This is a genomic window from Micromonospora sp. NPDC005553 (assembly GCF_042871765.1).
In the GTDB taxonomy this organism is placed as follows: Bacteria; Actinomycetota; Actinomycetes; order Mycobacteriales; family Micromonosporaceae; genus Micromonospora.
Genome location: NZ_JBIAJD010000002.1, coordinates 785,476 through 800,257, shown reverse-complemented (window position 1 = coordinate 800,257; position 14,782 = coordinate 785,476). Strand labels below are relative to the sequence as shown.

Genomic DNA, 14,782 nt, shown 5'->3' with positions numbered 1-14,782 from the left:
GCATCTGCATGACCGAGGCGGCGGCGTCCCCGGTCGGGGCGGTACGGCGGTGGCCTCGCCGCCTCCGCCGGCTGGCCGTCGCAGGTCTCGTCGTACTGGTGCTCGCCAGTTCCCCGTGGCTGTGGACGACGTTCGCCGCACGCGGGCACGTGTACGCCGCCGCCGACGCGCCGGCTGCCGATGTGGTGATCGTGCTCGGCACCGAGGTGGCGGCCGATCGGCAGCGACCGGGTGACCGCCTCGCCGGCCGCCTGGACACCGCCGCCGAGCTGGTGACCAGCGGGCGGGCCACAGTCGTCCTCGTGTCGGGCGACGGCGGCGGGGCGTCCGGCGACGAGCCGGCGGTGATGACGACGTACCTCGCCGAGCGCGGCGTCGACAGGCGTCGGGTGGTGGCCGACCCGTTCGGCCTGGACACCTACGACAGCTGCGCGAGAGCGCGCGAGGTGTACGGCGTCGAGCGGGCCCTGATCGTCACCCAGTCGTACCACCTGTCCCGGGCGGTGACGCTGTGCCGGCAGCTCGGCGTCGACGTCGACGGGGTGACCGCCCGCTGTGACGGTTGCGGCGCTGCCCTGCTGGCCGAGAAGTCGGTCCGGGACTACTTCGCCAGTGGCAAGGCGGCGTGGGACGCGGTGCGCGGCCGACCGCCGGCGGTGCGTTCGCCAGCTAATTCCGCGGTCCAGGACGCGCTGCGAGGCTGACCCGGCAGGCGCGAGGTCCGGTGACCGGGCCCTGACGTCCGGCCCTCAGGCGGTGGCGAAGGCTGCCAGACGACGGGCGTCCACCTCGGCGGCCAGCGCGGGTGCCCGCTCCAGCGCCTCGGGGTGACCGCAACTGGCCAGCCAGTTCGCCAGCATCAGGTGGCCGCCCTCGGTGAGCACCGACTCCGGGTGGAACTGGACGCCCTCGATGGGCAGCGTCCGATGCCGCATCGCCATGACCACGCCGGAGCCGGTCCAGCCGGTGACTTCCAGCTCGTCGGGGAGCGTCTCGGGCAGCACGGCGAGTGAGTGGTACCGGGTGGCGGTGAACGGGTCGGGCAGACCGGCGAGTACGCCGACCGAGTTGTGGCGTACCTCGGAGGTCTTTCCGTGCAGCAGTTCGGGGGCGCGCGTCACTGTCGCCCCGAACGCTTCGCCGATCGCCTGATGGCCGAGGCAGACGCCGAAGATCGGCAGCTTGCCCGCGTACTTCCGGATGACGTCCAGGCAGATGCCGGCCCGGTCCGGGCTGCCCGGCCCTGGCGACAGCAGGATGCCGTCGGCGCCAACCGTGCCGACCTCGGCGACGTCGATCTCGTCGTTGCGGCGGACCTCGCAGTCCACGCCGAGCTGGCCCAGGTACTGCACCAGGTTGAACACGAAGGAGTCGTAGTTGTCGATCACCAGGACGCGCATGGTCACCTGCTCGGGGAGGGGGGCGCTGGGTTGTTCTGGTCGGTGTCGTACGGCAGTTCGTGCTCGTCACCGGCCGGGGTCTCCCCGGTCACCGGGTCGCCGCCGCCACCCGTCTCGGCAGGTACGCCGGACTCGACCTGCACGTCGTCGAAGGGCAGCAGGGGCTCGGCCCACGGGAAGGCGACGTACCACAGCAGGGCCACCGTGGCGGCCACCAGGAGCACCGAGCCGGTCAGCTTCCCGACCACGCCGAACGGCAACTTGCGCCAGATGAAGGCGTACATCGGGTCAGCCTTCCAGCTCCGCCGGGCGGCCCGCGGACTTGGGTTGGGTGCGGTCCAGTTCGGCGTGGATGATCAGGCGCTGGTAGTTGTCGAACTTCGGGTTGCACGTGGTGAGGGTGAGCATCCGCTTGGTTGCCTTCTTGTCCGGTTGGCCGGGCACCGGCGCCACCACCTCGACCTGGGTCGGCCGGACGATCCGGGACTGCGACACCCGGTAGACGTACCAGTCGGTCTTGCTCTCGACCACGATCGGGTCGCCCTCATTCAGCTCGTCCAGCCGCCAGAAGGTGGCCCGGTTGCGGTGGCCGGCGACGGAGAAGTTGCCGACCTGGCCGGGGAGCGCGCTGGTCGGGTAGTGGCCGGGGGCGAAGCGGATGTCCTCCTGCGTGACGCCCTCGACGACCACCCAGTTCTTGTCGAGCTTGGGGATGTAGAGGCCCGCGAGCGGCTTTCCGCGTACCGGTGGGGATGGTTTGACGCTCGGGCCGACCGACGGGGCCACCGTCGGGTCGTCGGTCGGACCCCACGCCTGGGTCAACTCGTTGTTGAGCTCGTTCTGGTGGGCGTCGACGATCGCCGACTTGCCCCAGACCTCGTAGCCGGCGAAGAGCAGGACGACCAGGCCGAAGGTGATCAGGACTTCGCCGGTGACACGGATGCCGGTGCGCAGTCGCGAGCCGAACGACGGGCGGGTCAGCTCGGAGTAGACGCTCTTGTAGCCCTCGCCGGTCTGGTGCGGCCGGAGTTGCACCACCCGCTCGCCGCGTCGGGGCTGGGGAGGGTCGGCAGGGCTGGCAGCGGTCGGCTCATCCGGGACCGCGATGCGGGGGACGGCACCCATCAACGCTGTCGAGTCCATGGTCGGCGGTCTGGTGGCAGGAGCGGCGGGCACGGCCGGAATCATCGCGGTGACGGCCGGGTCCGCGCCGCGATCCACGCCAGCGCTCGGCGGCACCCGGCCCGGCCCGCCCGGCGGGACCCGGCTGGGCCCGGTCGGCGGGAAGCCTTCCGGCCCGGCCGCTGCGACGCGGTCGGGGGCGGGCGGGGAGACCGGGGAGTCGGTGGGTCGGGCTGGCCGAGCGGTGACCTGCGGGATGTGCGCGGTCGGTGAGTCGGCCAGCGGCGGCGTCGAAGGGCCGGAGGAGACCGGCCGGCTCGGCGCGCCAGGGGTCGCCGGACGGGTTGGCATCGGCACCCCGCCGGGGGTGGCCGGAGGGGTCGGTGCGGCACCTGGTGGGTTGCCGGCACCCGGCGGGCGGGTCGGTGCGGCGCTGGGCGCGGGGGGTCGGGTCGGGGCGTTGCCGGGGGCAGCGGGCCGAACCGGGCCCTGGTTGCCGACGGACGGCCGGCCGGGGGTGGTCGCGGGGGGAACCCCGGCCCCGCCGCGCGAGCCCGGCCCGGCAGTTGCGCTGCCCGGCCAGGGCGGCGGCGCTTCGGCACCCGGGCGGCCCGGGGGCCCGGTCGGCGCGGGTCGAGTGGCGCTCGGTGGCGGCTGCTGGGTTCGTGGCGGCTGCTCAGGTCGCGGCGGCTGTTCGGCTCGTGGCGACTGCAGCACCGGCTCGGGCCAGTTGCTGGCCGGGGTCGGTCGGCCCGGTGCCGACTCGGGTCGGTCGACCTTGGGCAGAAAGGCGGTCGGCTCGTCGGTGTGGTCCCGGTGTCGCCCGTCGCGTCGCTCGTCCGGCCCGCTCACTTGGGCACCGTAGCCGAGCGCAGGGCTGTGGAATCCTCGAATGCGGGAACTCGCACCGTGGAGGCAGTCTCCTTGTAGCCAAGCTGGTAGTCGTCGACCGCGTCCTTGAACAACCGGACTCCCTGGGAGCTGGCGAGGGCCTGCTGGAGGGCAGCGGGATCGCCGATCGCTACGATCTTGAACGGTGGGGAGTACACCCGGCCGTGAAGGAGCAGGGTGTTACCGACGCAGCGTACCGCGCTGGTGGTGAGCACGCGGACATTCATGATTGACATGGCCTCGGCCCCGCCGGCCCAGAGCGCGTTGACCACCGCCTGTACGTCTCCCTGATGCACCACCAGGTCGTCGTTGCTGGCGTCCGACTGCGTCTGGTCGAGCTGGGGCGCGTCGTTCAGCTCGACGGTGACCCCGGGCCCGGCCAGGGCGGTGAACCCGGCGTTCTGGAGGCTGCCCTGGGCGCGATTCTGCTGAGCCTTGATCGGGGCGTCCGAGCCGGCCAGCGTGTTGGTCCGTTGCTCGACCTCGCCGCGCAGCTCGGCGGCGCGGCGCTCGCTGGCGGCGACCTGTTCGCGGCGGTCCTCGATGAGCTGGTTGAGCTGGGGGCGTCGGTCCTCCCGGAGAGAGGTGCCGCCTGCGGTGGTCGCGGTGGTGGTGAAGAGCAACCCGGCCGCCGCGGCGATCAGGGGCACCCCGATCGACCAGCCCGGACGCCGTTGGCGCGGTCGCCGGGGCAGCAGCCCGGCGGCGGCCCGTCGGAGGACCTTCTGCCAGGAGGTTGCGCCGGATGTGTACTCCACCGAGCGTTCCTTCCGCGTGTCGGGGATCGGTCCGTGCCGGCTGGGCCGGTGCGAACAGTCCCGCCTCTTTCGGTCACTCCGTGCACCGGCCTGACCCCATTCGTGGTCCGGGCGGCCAATCGGGACTACGCTAGCTCTCGAACATTATTGGCCATGGACCGTCGCCCCCGCGCCCGGTTGTCAGGCCGGACGAGGTCGTCACCCCTCTGGAGAGCGCCGTGCCCAAGTCTCAGGTCCGTAAGAAGAAGGTGTACACCCCGCCGACGGACGTGCGTCCGACGACGACGTCGTCGTCGCGCAAGCCTAGCCCGGTGTGGTTGCCGATCACCGCGGTCGCCTTGATCGTCGTCGGCATCGGCTGGCTGGTGCTCTACTACCTGTCCGAGCAGGAGTACCCGGTCATGGCGTGGGGTTACTGGAACCTCGCCGTCGGCTTCGGTGCGATGGTCGCGTCGCTGGCGTTGCTCTCTCGCTGGCGCTGATCCGCCGACCGTCGCGTCGGCGGTCCCACGTCACCCCGTCGAGCCCCTGCCCAGCAGGATCGGGTGGGGCCCCCTATGGTGTGCGCAGGCAGCGCGGCCTACTGCGAGATGACTCACGTTACCGCTGGGTAACCTTCGCGTAGGCTGCACTGCATGACCGAGCAGAGCGAGGTCATCAGGCAGCAGACCGGGGAGGCCAACTCGATGGGCAGCGTCCAGATCGTCACCACGATCCTCGCAGCCGCCATCACCGCCGTGGCGGTGTGGCTTGCGGTGCGTGCGGTCCTGAAGATGGTGGCAGTCATCCGGCTCGGGCAACCCGCGCCGGAGCGGTTCTCCGACAAGGTCGCCCGCGCCAGGACGATGCTGGTGGAGACGGCCGGCCACACCCGGATGCTCAAGTGGGGCGTGGTGGGTGCCGCGCACTGGTTCGTGATGGTCGGCTTCGTCGTGCTGTCGCTGCTGGTGCTCGAGGCGTACTTCGAGGTGGTCACCACCGACGGTGGTCTGCCGATCATCGGGCACTGGACGATCTTCGGTCTGGTCACCGAGATCATCGGGGTGCTGGGTCTGGTCGGCATCCTGGTGCTGATGGCGATCCGGCTGCGCAACCGGCCGACCCGCCCGGGAGGGCGGTCCCGGTTCACCGGCTCGACCATGTGGCAGGGCTACTTCGTCGAGTGGATCGTGCTGCTGGTCCTGATCTTCGGCTTCGTGATCCGGGGCTTCAAGGTCGCCACCGACCACTTCGAGTTCCCGTTCTGGGCCACTCCGGTCAGCCACGCGGTCGGCGCGGTGCTGCCCGACTGGGCGGACGGCGTCAGCGTCGCCGCGGCTATCAAGATCATTATTTCGATGACGTGGCTGATCGTCATCTCCCTGAACGTCACGATGGGCGTCGCCTGGCACCGCTTCCTGGCGTTCCCCAACATCTTCTTCAAGCGGGAGCCCGCCAAGCCGGCCGGCTCCGGTCTCGGCGCGCTGCGCCCGATGACGAGCCAGGGCAAGCCGCTCGACTTCGAGGAGGCGGACCCGGAGAAGGACCAGTTCGGCGTCGCCCACGTCGAGCAGTTCAGCTGGAAGGGCCTCCTGGACTTCAGCACCTGCACCGAGTGCGGTCGCTGCCAGTCGCAGTGCCCGGCCTGGAACACCGGCAAGCCACTGTCGCCGAAGCTGCTGGTGCTGAGCCTGCGCGACCACGCGTACGCGAAGGCGCCCTACCTGCTGGCCGGCGGCGGCAAGGACCTGACCGGCGAGGAGAAGGCCACCCAGGCGCAGCTCGCCCACCTGGACGTGCTGGCCCTCGCCGAGGCCGACAAGCCGTTGATCGGCACCGCCGAGGAGGGCGGTGTCATCGATCCGGACGTGCTCTGGTCCTGCACCACCTGCGGTGCCTGCGTCGAGCAGTGCCCGGTGGACATCGAACACGTCGACCACATCGTCGACATGCGCCGCTACCAGGTCCTGATCGAGTCGAGCTTCCCCTCCGAGGCCGGGGTGATGCTGCGGAACCTGGAGAACAAGGGCAACCCGTGGGGCGCCCCGCAGAACACCCGCGAGGACTGGACCAAGGGTCTGGACTTCGAGGTGCCCCGGGTCGGCGAGGTGGACGACTTCGAGTACCTGTTCTGGGTCGGCTGCGCCGGCGCGTTCGAGGACCGGGCCAAGAAGACCACCCGCGCGGTGGCCACGCTGCTCAACGAGGCGGGCGTGAAGTTCGCGATCCTGGGCGAGGGCGAGACCTGCTCCGGCGACCCGGCGCGACGGATCGGCAACGAGTTCGTCTTCCAGATGCTCGCCCAGCAGAACGTGGAGACGTTGAACGAGGCGTTCGAGGGTCGGGAGAAGGCCAAGCGCAAGATCGTGGCGACCTGCCCGCACTGCTTCAACACCCTGGGCAACGAGTACGGGCAGCTCGGCGGGGAGTTCGAGGTGGTCCACCACACGCAACTGCTCGCGCACCTGGTCGCCACCGGCAAGCTCACGCCGGTGCAGCCGGTCGACGGCGGTGTCACCTACCACGACCCCTGCTACCTGGGTCGGCACAACCGCGTCTTCGCTGCCCCCCGCGAGGTCCTCGGTGACGCCATCGCGGGCGACCTGACCGAGATGCCGCGTAACAGTGAGCGGTCCTTCTGCTGCGGTGCCGGCGGCGCCCGGATGTGGATGGAAGAGAAGATCGGCAAGCGGATCAACGTGGACCGCGTCGAGGAGGCCATGGCCACCGGGGCGAAGACGGTAGCGGTCGGCTGCCCGTTCTGCTCGACGATGCTCAGCGACGGGGTCAACGGCAAGGGCGCCGGCGAACAGGTCGAGGTGATCGACGTGGCCAGCGTGCTGCTCCGCTCGGTCAAGCCCGAGCAGCCGCAGGGCGGCAAGGAGACCGCGCCGATCGGCGGCTGAGACGCGTACCTCCGGGATCTGTTCATCGACGGCGGCGGCCCCTGAGGGCCGCCGCCGTCGTGCAAGAATCTCGCCGAGGTGAGGCGACATCGACGGCCTACTCTTGATGACGCTGTTGCCCCTGGTCGGCTTCGCAGCCCTGACCGCGGGCAACGCGTTCTTCGTCGCGGCCGAGTTCGCCCTGGTCACTGTCGACCGGGCGGAGATCGACCGGCGGGCCGCCGCGGGCGACCAGGCCGCCCTGACGGTACGCACAGCGCTGCGCGAACTCTCCTTCCAGCTCTCCGGGGCGCAGCTCGGCATCACCATCACCGCGCTGCTCACCGGCTACCTGGCCGAGCCGGCCCTGGCTCGGCTCTTCACCCCGCTGTTGCGCCCGCTGGCCGGGGACAGCACGGAGCGGCTCACCCCGTTCCTCGCGTTGGCCCTGGCCACGCTGATCTCCATGCTCTTCGGCGAGTTGGTGCCGAAGAACGCGGCGCTGGCCCGGCCCATGCCGGCGGCGCTGGCCACGGCCGGTCCGATGCACACCTTCTCCCGGACGTTCGGCTGGGTGATCCGGGGATTGAACGGCTCGGCGAACCGACTGGTCCGGGCGTTCGGCGTGGAGCCGCAGGAGGAGTTGGCCAGCGCCCGCTCGCCGGAGGAGCTGGGCCTGCTGGCGGGCATCTCGGCACGGGCTGGCGCGCTGCCCACGGACACCGCGATGCTGCTGCGTCGCACCATCCGCTTCGGTGACAAGCGGGCAGCGGAGGCGATGACCCCCAGAGTGGACGTGGTCGCGCTGCGCGCCACCGCCACCGTGGCGGAGCTGCTGGAGGAGTCGCGACGGACCGGGCGGACCCGGTTTCCGGTGTACGAGGAGACCCTGGACCTGGTGACCGGCGTGGCCGCGGTGCCCGACGCGCTGGGCGTGCCGCTGGCCGACCGCGCGTCGACCCGGGTCGGTTCGGTGGCCCGCGAGCCGGTGTACGTGCCGGAGAGCCTGAACCTGGACGGTGTCCTGGCGGCGTTGAAGGCGGCCGGGGCCGACCTGGCCATCGTGGTCGACGAGTACGGCGGCACGGACGGCGTGGTGACCGTCGAGGACCTCGTCGAGGAGTTGGTCGGGGAGATCGCCGACGAGTTCGACCCGGCGAGCGTGGACGACAACGGGTCGGACGAGCTGACAGTGCCGGGCGGTGAGCGCACAGTGCTGGTCGACGGTGTGCTCCGCTCCGACGAGTTGGCCGAGCAGACCGGCTTCCGGCTACCCGAGGGGCCGTACGAGACCCTGGCCGGGTTCCTGATGGCCCAGCTCGGGCACATCCCGCTCGCCGGCGAGACGGTCGAGGCGGCCGGCTGGGAGTTCACAGTGGTCGAAGTTGAGCGGCACCGGATCGAGCAGGTCCGGGTGTTGCGCCCGGCGGACCCGGACGACGATGACTGAGCTGCTGGTGACAGTGCTGTTGCTGCTCGGCAACGGGTTCTTCGTGGGCAGCGAGTTCGCGCTCATCGCGTCCCGTCGGACGGTGATCGAGCCGCTGGCCGCCGGGTCGAAACGCGCCCGCTGGGCGTTGTCGGCGATGAACCAGATTCCGCTGATGATCGCTGGCGCGCAGCTCGGCATCACTGTCTGCTCGTTGGGTCTGGGCGCGATCGCCGAACCGGCACTCGCTCACCTGCTGGAGCCGCCGTTCCACGCGGCGGGCCTGCCGGAGCGGGCGGTACACCCGGTGGCCTTCGTGCTGGCGCTGGGCGTGGTGGTTTTTCTGCACACGGTCGTCGGTGAAATGGTGCCGAAGAACATCACGCTGGCCGGTCCGGAGGTCTCCGCGCTCTGGCTCGGCCCGGCGATGCTGGCATTCTGTGTGGCCACCAAACCGTTGTTGCTCGCGATGAAATGGGCGGCCCGGAGAGTGCTCGGGTTCTGGCGGATCGAGGCGTCCGAGTCGGTGAAGACGGTGTTCACCGCCGAGGAGTTGGCTGGGTTGGTCTCGCAGGCGCGGACCGAGGGGCTGCTCGACGCGGAGCAGCACGCGCGGATCACCGGCGCGCTGGCCCTGCACGCCCGGACGGCGGCGGACGCGCTGCAACCGTGGTCGACAGTGGTGACGGTGGCCGAGGACGTCTCGCCGGCGTCGCTGGAGGTGCTGGCGACCCGGACCGGCCGGTCCCGGTTCCCTGTGGTGCAGCGGTCGACCCGTCGGGTGCTCGGCTTCGTGCACGTCAAGGACGTGCTCGGGTACGCCGGGCAGGGCCGCCGGTCCCCGGTGCCGGCCGACGTCTACCGGCCGCTGGCGGTGGTGCCGCCGGACCGTACGCTGGCCGACCTGCTGCTGTCCATGCGTCGCGAACGGCGGCACATGGTGCTGGTCAGCGACGGGCGACGGCCGATCGGTGTGGTCACTCTTGACGATGTATTGACCGCAATCGTTGGGTGATGGACCAATACCCTTGGTGTGCAAGCGGTTGCACGACAGTGATGGTTACCGCCCTCGCCTTGATTACCGCCGCGAGCTTCCCTAATGTGAGGCACCGACCGCTGTGGGTCGTCTGCCTCGGCCCTTTCCTCACGCGAGGCGCCCGGCGGTCGGTTGCAAAGGAGTCGGTGCCGGTGGCAACCATGCCCCCTCATCGTCACGACCTGTCTGCGTCTGCTCGCTATGGTGGCCTGCGTCGCGTCGCGCACCGGGTGCTGATCCTGGTCGCCGCGGCGGCGGTCGGCGCCGGTCTGCTGACCGCGCCGGCACATGCCGCGCCCACGGTCGACGAGATCGAGGCGCAGATCGACAAGAAGTGGGAGCAGTTGGAGCCCACCATCGAGCAGTACAACAAGGTCCGGGCGCAGCTGAAGGTCAACCGGCAGAAGTCGGCGAACCTGCAGAAGAAGATCGAGCCGCTGGCGCTGCAGAGCGAGCTGGCGCTCAACCGGGTCGGCGACCTCGCCTCCCGCTACTACATCTCCGGCCCGTCACACGACATCGGTGCGCTGCTGGTCAGCGCCAAGCCGGACACGCTCACCGAGCAGCTCACCATCCTCGACCGGCTCGCTTCGCAGGAGCGCAAGGAGGTCGAGGGCGTGCTGGCCGTGCGGGCCAAGTACGACGGCGAGAAGCAGAAGCTGGACGCGCTGATCGTCACCCAGACCAAGCAGCAGAACGATCTGGCGGCCAAGAAGAAGCAGATCGACGCCGAGATCAAGCAGCTCGAGGCGTCGATGCCCAAGACCACCGTCAAGACGGCGGCCTGCCCGACCATCAACGGCGTGTTCAGTGCGGCGGCCCGCACCGCGATCAAGACCGCCTGCGGCAAGGTCGGCAAGCCGTACGTCTGGGGTGCCACCGGGCCGAACTCGTTCGACTGCTCGGGGCTGACCCAGTACGCCTACAAGGCGGCCGGGATCTACCTGACGCACCACACCGGTGACCAGTGGAACGAGGGCAAGGCCATCTCGCGCGCCGACGCCCGTCCCGGTGACCTGGTGTTCTTCTTCTCCGGCCTGAGTCATGTCGGGCTGTACCTGGGTAACAACCAGATGGTGCACGCGCCACGCGCCGGCAAACCGGTGCAGGTGTCCAGCATCACCACCATGCCCATCGCCGGGTTCCGCAGACCTGGCTGATCCACCTCGCGCGACACGACGGCCCCCGGTCACCGACCGGGGGCCGTCGTGGTTCTCAGCGGGGTGCCCCCACCGGGGAGGGCAACAGCTGCACGTCGGCGAGGTCGACGTACATGATCCGGTGGCCGAACTGGATCTGCGCGTACCGGTTCTTGCCGCGAATGACGGTCCAGTCGCCGGGTGAGGAGCCGTCGAACGTGCTGGCCCGGTAGTACTCGCCGGCCAGCACCGCGCCGACGGCGTACCGCTGCCCGGCGGCCAGCGTGTACTGCAGCGGCGTGATCGCCTGGTAGGGCACCCCGTCCGGGTACGCGGACTGCTCCGGGTACGCCCGTCCGTACACCGGAACGGTGGCCCTTCCGGGCTTCGGCGTCGCCACGACTCCGACGGTCCAACTGGCGGTCGGCGCGGACGTCGGGTTGTGGAACCAGGCCCGCTGCCCGAGGTACCAGATCGCCGTCCAGTCGCCCTGCCGGCCGGCCAACGCGTACGTCTGCCCGGCGGACGCCCGGGCCCCGTGGTCCGACACCGCCATCGTGTTCGGGCTGCCGTCCGGGCGGAGCGCGATGTCGTTGACCAGCGGCGCGTCAGCGGACGGTGCGCTACGCAGCACCACCGCCGAGGAGCCGCGCGGCGCGCAGGGCACTCCCACCGTGACGCAGTCGGTGAACGCCGGCTGGTTGGTGGTGTGGTCCGGGTCGATCCGGACCAGCCCGGTGGCCGGGGTGCCGGTGTCCAGTCGAGGGGCGTGCAGCAGGTCGAAGTAGTGCGTCCAGTCCCAGTAGGGGCCCGGATCCCAGTGCATTCCCCGCACTGTCGAGGGGATGGTGCCGGGCACGTTGTCGTGGCCGATGATGTGCTGGCGGTCCAGTGGGATGCCCAGCCGCAGCGCCAGGTGGCGGACCAGCTTCGCCGAGGTCCGGTACATCGCCTCGGTGTACCAGGTGCCCTGCGCCGCGAAGCCCTCGTGTTCCAACCCGATCGACTTCGCGTTGACGTACCAGTTGCCGGCGTGCCAGCCGACGTCCTTCGTCTTGACGTGCTGGGCGATGTGCCCGTCGACCGAGCGCAGCGAGTAGTGCCAGCTCACGTAGGTCGGGTCCTGGACGAGTTGCAGGGTGGTGGCCCAACTCGCCTCGGTGTCGTGGATGACGATGTACTCGATCTTCTGCCGCGCGGGCCGGTCGGAGAGGTCGTGGTTGCCGTAGTCCCCGTCGCCGAACGCCTCGTAGGGCGCCGGGATCCACTCGCAGGAGATGGTGCGGGGGCATTCCACCCCGTCCGGGCGGGCCAGCCGGCGCAGGCCCAGCCGGTCCAGCCAGGAACGTTCGGGCCGCACCGCGCGGGCCGGCAGGGTGATCCGTTGGCCGTCGTCGGTCACCCGGGCTTCGCCCGCGCCGATGGTGGTGAAGACCTCGTCGGCGAAGGCCGCCGCGGCGTCGGCGCTGTCCGCGCCCGAGTACCGGGCCACCGCGCCGTACCAGGCCGCCGGGTCGGTGTCCGCGCCGACCGGCGCGCCCAGATCCCTCTGGTACGCGCTCAGCAGCGCCGCCCCACCCCGGATGTTGAGGCCCGCGTCGGTACGCAGTGCCTCGGGGGCGGCACCGGTCAGCGCCGCGGCGGCGTCGACGGTCTGCAACGCGGCGGTGGACGGGGCGGGCGCCTCGACCGGTCGGGGCGCGGGCACCCGGGCGGGACGGGAGTCGTCGCCGCGTGGGTCCTCGGCACCGGCGTCGTGGTGGCCGCGCCCGGGTAGGGCGGCCACATGCCGGGCGTCGGTCAGGTGCATCGGGCCGTAGCCGCCACTGGTGCTCGGTGTGCCGGCGTTGGTGTCCCAACGGGACTCCAGGTAGGAGACGCCGAGCAGCACGACGGCCGGTACGCCGTACTCGGTGGCCGCGTCGGCGTACTGCTGTTGGCGGTCGGTGGTGGGCGCGGCAGCGGCCGGGCCGACGGAAAGTGGCACCGTGGTCGCGGCGGCGACCACGGTGGCGGCGAGCAGCGCGCGCCAGCCGGTCGACAGGGTTGGATGGTGCATCGAACCCCCTAGATTCTCGCGGAGTTAGGTCAAATCACCATCGCGCCGTCCGGGAGCTCGCGTCAATACCTTTCCATCTATCGAAGCTTGGGGAAAGAATTCTTCACACACGGTCGGTGACCTCATCCAATCCGTACGGAGTGTCACGGCCGCACGGGTTGCGGATCGGTAACGGGCGTCTCTACTCTGGTCATTTGTCGGCCCGACAGCAGCTCCGCCCACCCCGGGCGGTAACGGACCGACACCGCCGAGTCGTTTCCGAGCGAACCGGGGACCCAGGTCCCTCGGGGTGAATCCGCAGCCACTGCGGTAGGGCGCCGACTTCCCGCCCGAACCCGTCAGCTAACCCGGTAGGCGGTCAGGAAGAAGGAGTACGGAACCCCGGTGGCACTCCATGCCCCGCGGCCGTCGTCCGAGCGGTCGGCATCAGCCGGCCCGGCGTCGATAGTGCCGCGCCCACGCTGGTCCCGCTTCACCACCGCACTCGCCGCGCTGGCCGGCGTCGCCGTCGTTCTGACCGGCAGTGCCACGGCGGCCCACGCCGACCCCTCCGTCGCCGAGATCGAGCGCCAGATCGACGCCGACTGGAACAAGCTCGAACCGATCATCGAACGGCACAACGCCACCCGCATCGACCTCGCCGCGAAGCGCAAGCAGGCAGACGCGCTGGCCGCCCGGATCACTCCGCTCGAGCGCCAGGTCGACGCCGCGATGGACAAGGTCAGCGCCCTTGCCGTACGCGCCTACATGGGTGAGAACGTCTCGACCGTCAACGCGATGCTGGGCAGCCGGTCGCCCAGCGAGGTGGTCGGCCAGCTCGAAATGCTGGACCGCTTCGCGCACAACCAGCAGAAGGACGTCCGCGAGGTGGCCGACCTGCGCGACCAACTGGCCGCGCAGAAGGCGCCACTGGACGAGATGGTGGCCCAGCTGACCCGCACGGAAGCCCAGCTGGCGGCGAAGAAGAAGCAGATCAACGACGAGATCGACCGCCTGCAGAAGCTGCGCCTGAAGGTGTACGGCAGCGGTGGCGGCGGTCCGCTGCGCCCGGCGCCCTGCCCGGGTAGCTACCCCGGCGGCGCCGCGGGTACCGCGGTCAAGTTCGCCTGCGCGCAGATCGGCAAGCCCTACGTCTGGGGTGCCGAGGGCCCGAACTCGTACGACTGCTCCGGGCTGATGCTGGCCGCCTGGGCGAAGGCCGGCGTGTCGCTGCCGCACAACGCCGCCGCGCAGAGCCGGGTCACCAAGAACGTCAGCAAGGGTGACCTGCGCCCCGGCGACCTGGTCTTCTACTACAGCGACATCCACCACGTCGGCATGTACGTCGGCGGCGGCTGGGTGGTGCACGCCTCGCAGGCCGGTCAACCGGTCAAGATGAAGAAGGTCGACGACGGCCCGATCCACAGCTACGGCCGTCCAGGCTGACCCAGTGTGACCGTAGGGCCCGTCGCGATCGCGTCGCGGCGGGCCCTCGTCGTTCTGGTCCTAGCGGGTGGGCCAGGTGCGCCAGTGCTGCCAGGCGCGGCTGGGTGTCGGCCCCCGCTGGCCCTGGTAGCGCGAGCCGTAGACCACCGAGCCGTACGGGTGCTCGGCCGGCGAGGAGAGCCGGAAGATGCAGAGCTGCCCGATCTTCATGCCCGGCCACAGGGTGATCGGCAGGTTCGCCACGTTCGAGAGTTCCAGCGTCACGTGACCGGAGAAGCCTGGGTCGATGAAACCGGCGGTGGAGTGCGTGAGCAGCCCGAGCCGGCCCAGAGAGCTCTTGCCCTCCAGCCGGCCGGCGAGCTGGTCACCCAGCGAGATGACCTCCAGCGTCGAGGCGAGCACGAACTCCCCCGGGTGCAGCACGAACGGCTCGCCGTCGGGGACCTCGACCGCCGAGGTGAGGTCGTCCTGCTGCATGGCCGGATCGATGTGGGTGTAGAGGTGGTTGTTGAAGACCCGGAACAGCCGGTCGAGTCGGACGTCGATGCTGGAGGGTTGGACCAGGGTGGGCTCGAACGGCTCCAAGCCCAGCGTGCCGGCCTTGATCTCGGAGACCAGGTCACGGTCGGAGAGCAGCATCGGACCACCATAGCCGCGTT

13 protein-coding genes and 1 riboswitch are annotated in these 14,782 nt (G+C 70.6%); of the genes, 7 read left to right on the top strand and 6 right to left on the bottom strand.

The window, feature by feature from the left end:
• Window positions 1-8: 8 nt before the first annotated feature.
• Window positions 9-704 carry an ElyC/SanA/YdcF family protein gene (locus ACFYPG_RS11095; protein ID WP_355004614.1) on the top strand — a complete coding sequence of 232 codons (696 nt, stop codon included), beginning with the start codon at window positions 9-11 and terminating at the stop codon, window positions 702-704.
• A 45-nt stretch (window positions 705-749) separates the two neighbouring features.
• Here ACFYPG_RS11095 and ACFYPG_RS11090 read toward each other — a convergent pair whose 3' ends face one another.
• From ACFYPG_RS11090 to ACFYPG_RS11075, 4 genes are read right to left on the bottom strand one after another with little or no spacing between them, the layout of a single operon-like run.
• On the bottom strand, window positions 750-1,400 hold the full coding sequence (locus tag ACFYPG_RS11090) for an aminodeoxychorismate/anthranilate synthase component II (RefSeq protein ID WP_355004615.1): 651 nt from the start codon (window positions 1,398-1,400) through the stop codon (window positions 750-752).
• 2 nt (window positions 1,401-1,402) lie between these two features.
• Complete coding sequence (locus ACFYPG_RS11085; protein ID WP_238687886.1) at window positions 1,403-1,684, bottom strand: hypothetical protein; 282 nt, start codon at window positions 1,682-1,684, stop codon at window positions 1,403-1,405.
• 4 nt (window positions 1,685-1,688) lie between these two features.
• The gene (locus ACFYPG_RS11080; RefSeq protein WP_387351582.1) at window positions 1,689-3,374 is read right to left on the bottom strand and encodes a class E sortase; all 1,686 of its coding nucleotides are present in this window, start codon (window positions 3,372-3,374) and stop codon (window positions 1,689-1,691) included.
• Window positions 3,371-4,171 (bottom strand): DUF881 domain-containing protein, encoded by an 801-nt coding sequence (locus ACFYPG_RS11075; RefSeq protein ID WP_355004617.1) that lies wholly within the window; start codon window positions 4,169-4,171, stop codon window positions 3,371-3,373. Before ACFYPG_RS11075 ends, ACFYPG_RS11080 begins: the two co-directional genes overlap by 4 nt.
• A 218-nt stretch (window positions 4,172-4,389) precedes the next feature.
• On the opposite strand from ACFYPG_RS11075, the gene ACFYPG_RS11070 reads away from it, so the two are divergent.
• The 5 genes from ACFYPG_RS11070 (at window position 4,390) to ACFYPG_RS11050 (ending at window position 10,660) form a co-directional block, all read left to right on the top strand.
• Window positions 4,390-4,653 (top strand): cell division protein CrgA, encoded by a 264-nt coding sequence (locus tag ACFYPG_RS11070; protein ID WP_112583988.1) that lies wholly within the window; start codon window positions 4,390-4,392, stop codon window positions 4,651-4,653.
• 204 nt (window positions 4,654-4,857) lie between these two features.
• Entirely contained in the window at window positions 4,858-7,056 is a 2,199-nt protein-coding gene (locus ACFYPG_RS11065) for a (Fe-S)-binding protein (protein WP_355005164.1), read from the top strand.
• Window positions 7,057-7,162: 106 nt separating this feature from the next.
• Window positions 7,163-8,485 (top strand): hemolysin family protein, encoded by a 1,323-nt coding sequence (locus ACFYPG_RS11060; protein WP_387351579.1) that lies wholly within the window; start codon window positions 7,163-7,165, stop codon window positions 8,483-8,485.
• Window positions 8,478-9,479, top strand: a complete 1,002-nt coding sequence (locus ACFYPG_RS11055) for a hemolysin family protein (RefSeq protein WP_355004619.1) — start codon at window positions 8,478-8,480, stop codon at window positions 9,477-9,479. Before ACFYPG_RS11060 ends, ACFYPG_RS11055 begins: the two co-directional genes overlap by 8 nt.
• Before the next feature lie 167 nt (window positions 9,480-9,646).
• On the top strand, window positions 9,647-10,660 hold the full coding sequence (locus ACFYPG_RS11050) for an NlpC/P60 family protein (protein ID WP_387351577.1): 1,014 nt from the start codon (window positions 9,647-9,649) through the stop codon (window positions 10,658-10,660).
• Between the two features lie 55 nt (window positions 10,661-10,715).
• Here ACFYPG_RS11050 and ACFYPG_RS11045 read toward each other — a convergent pair whose 3' ends face one another.
• Complete coding sequence (locus ACFYPG_RS11045) at window positions 10,716-12,698, bottom strand: N-acetylmuramoyl-L-alanine amidase (RefSeq protein WP_387351575.1); 1,983 nt, start codon at window positions 12,696-12,698, stop codon at window positions 10,716-10,718.
• 235 nt (window positions 12,699-12,933) lie between these two features.
• A riboswitch (cyclic di-AMP (ydaO/yuaA leader) is annotated at window positions 12,934-13,069 on the top strand.
• 13 nt (window positions 13,070-13,082) lie between these two features.
• On the opposite strand from ACFYPG_RS11045, the gene ACFYPG_RS11040 reads away from it, so the two are divergent.
• Window positions 13,083-14,123 carry an NlpC/P60 family protein gene (locus tag ACFYPG_RS11040; protein ID WP_387351573.1) on the top strand — a complete coding sequence of 347 codons (1,041 nt, stop codon included), beginning with the start codon at window positions 13,083-13,085 and terminating at the stop codon, window positions 14,121-14,123.
• Between the two features lie 60 nt (window positions 14,124-14,183).
• On the opposite strand, the gene dcd is transcribed toward ACFYPG_RS11040, so the two are convergent.
• Window positions 14,184-14,762, bottom strand: a complete 579-nt coding sequence (gene dcd, locus ACFYPG_RS11035) for a dCTP deaminase (RefSeq protein ID WP_030332009.1) — start codon at window positions 14,760-14,762, stop codon at window positions 14,184-14,186.
• Between the last annotated feature and the right edge of the window lie 20 nt (window positions 14,763-14,782).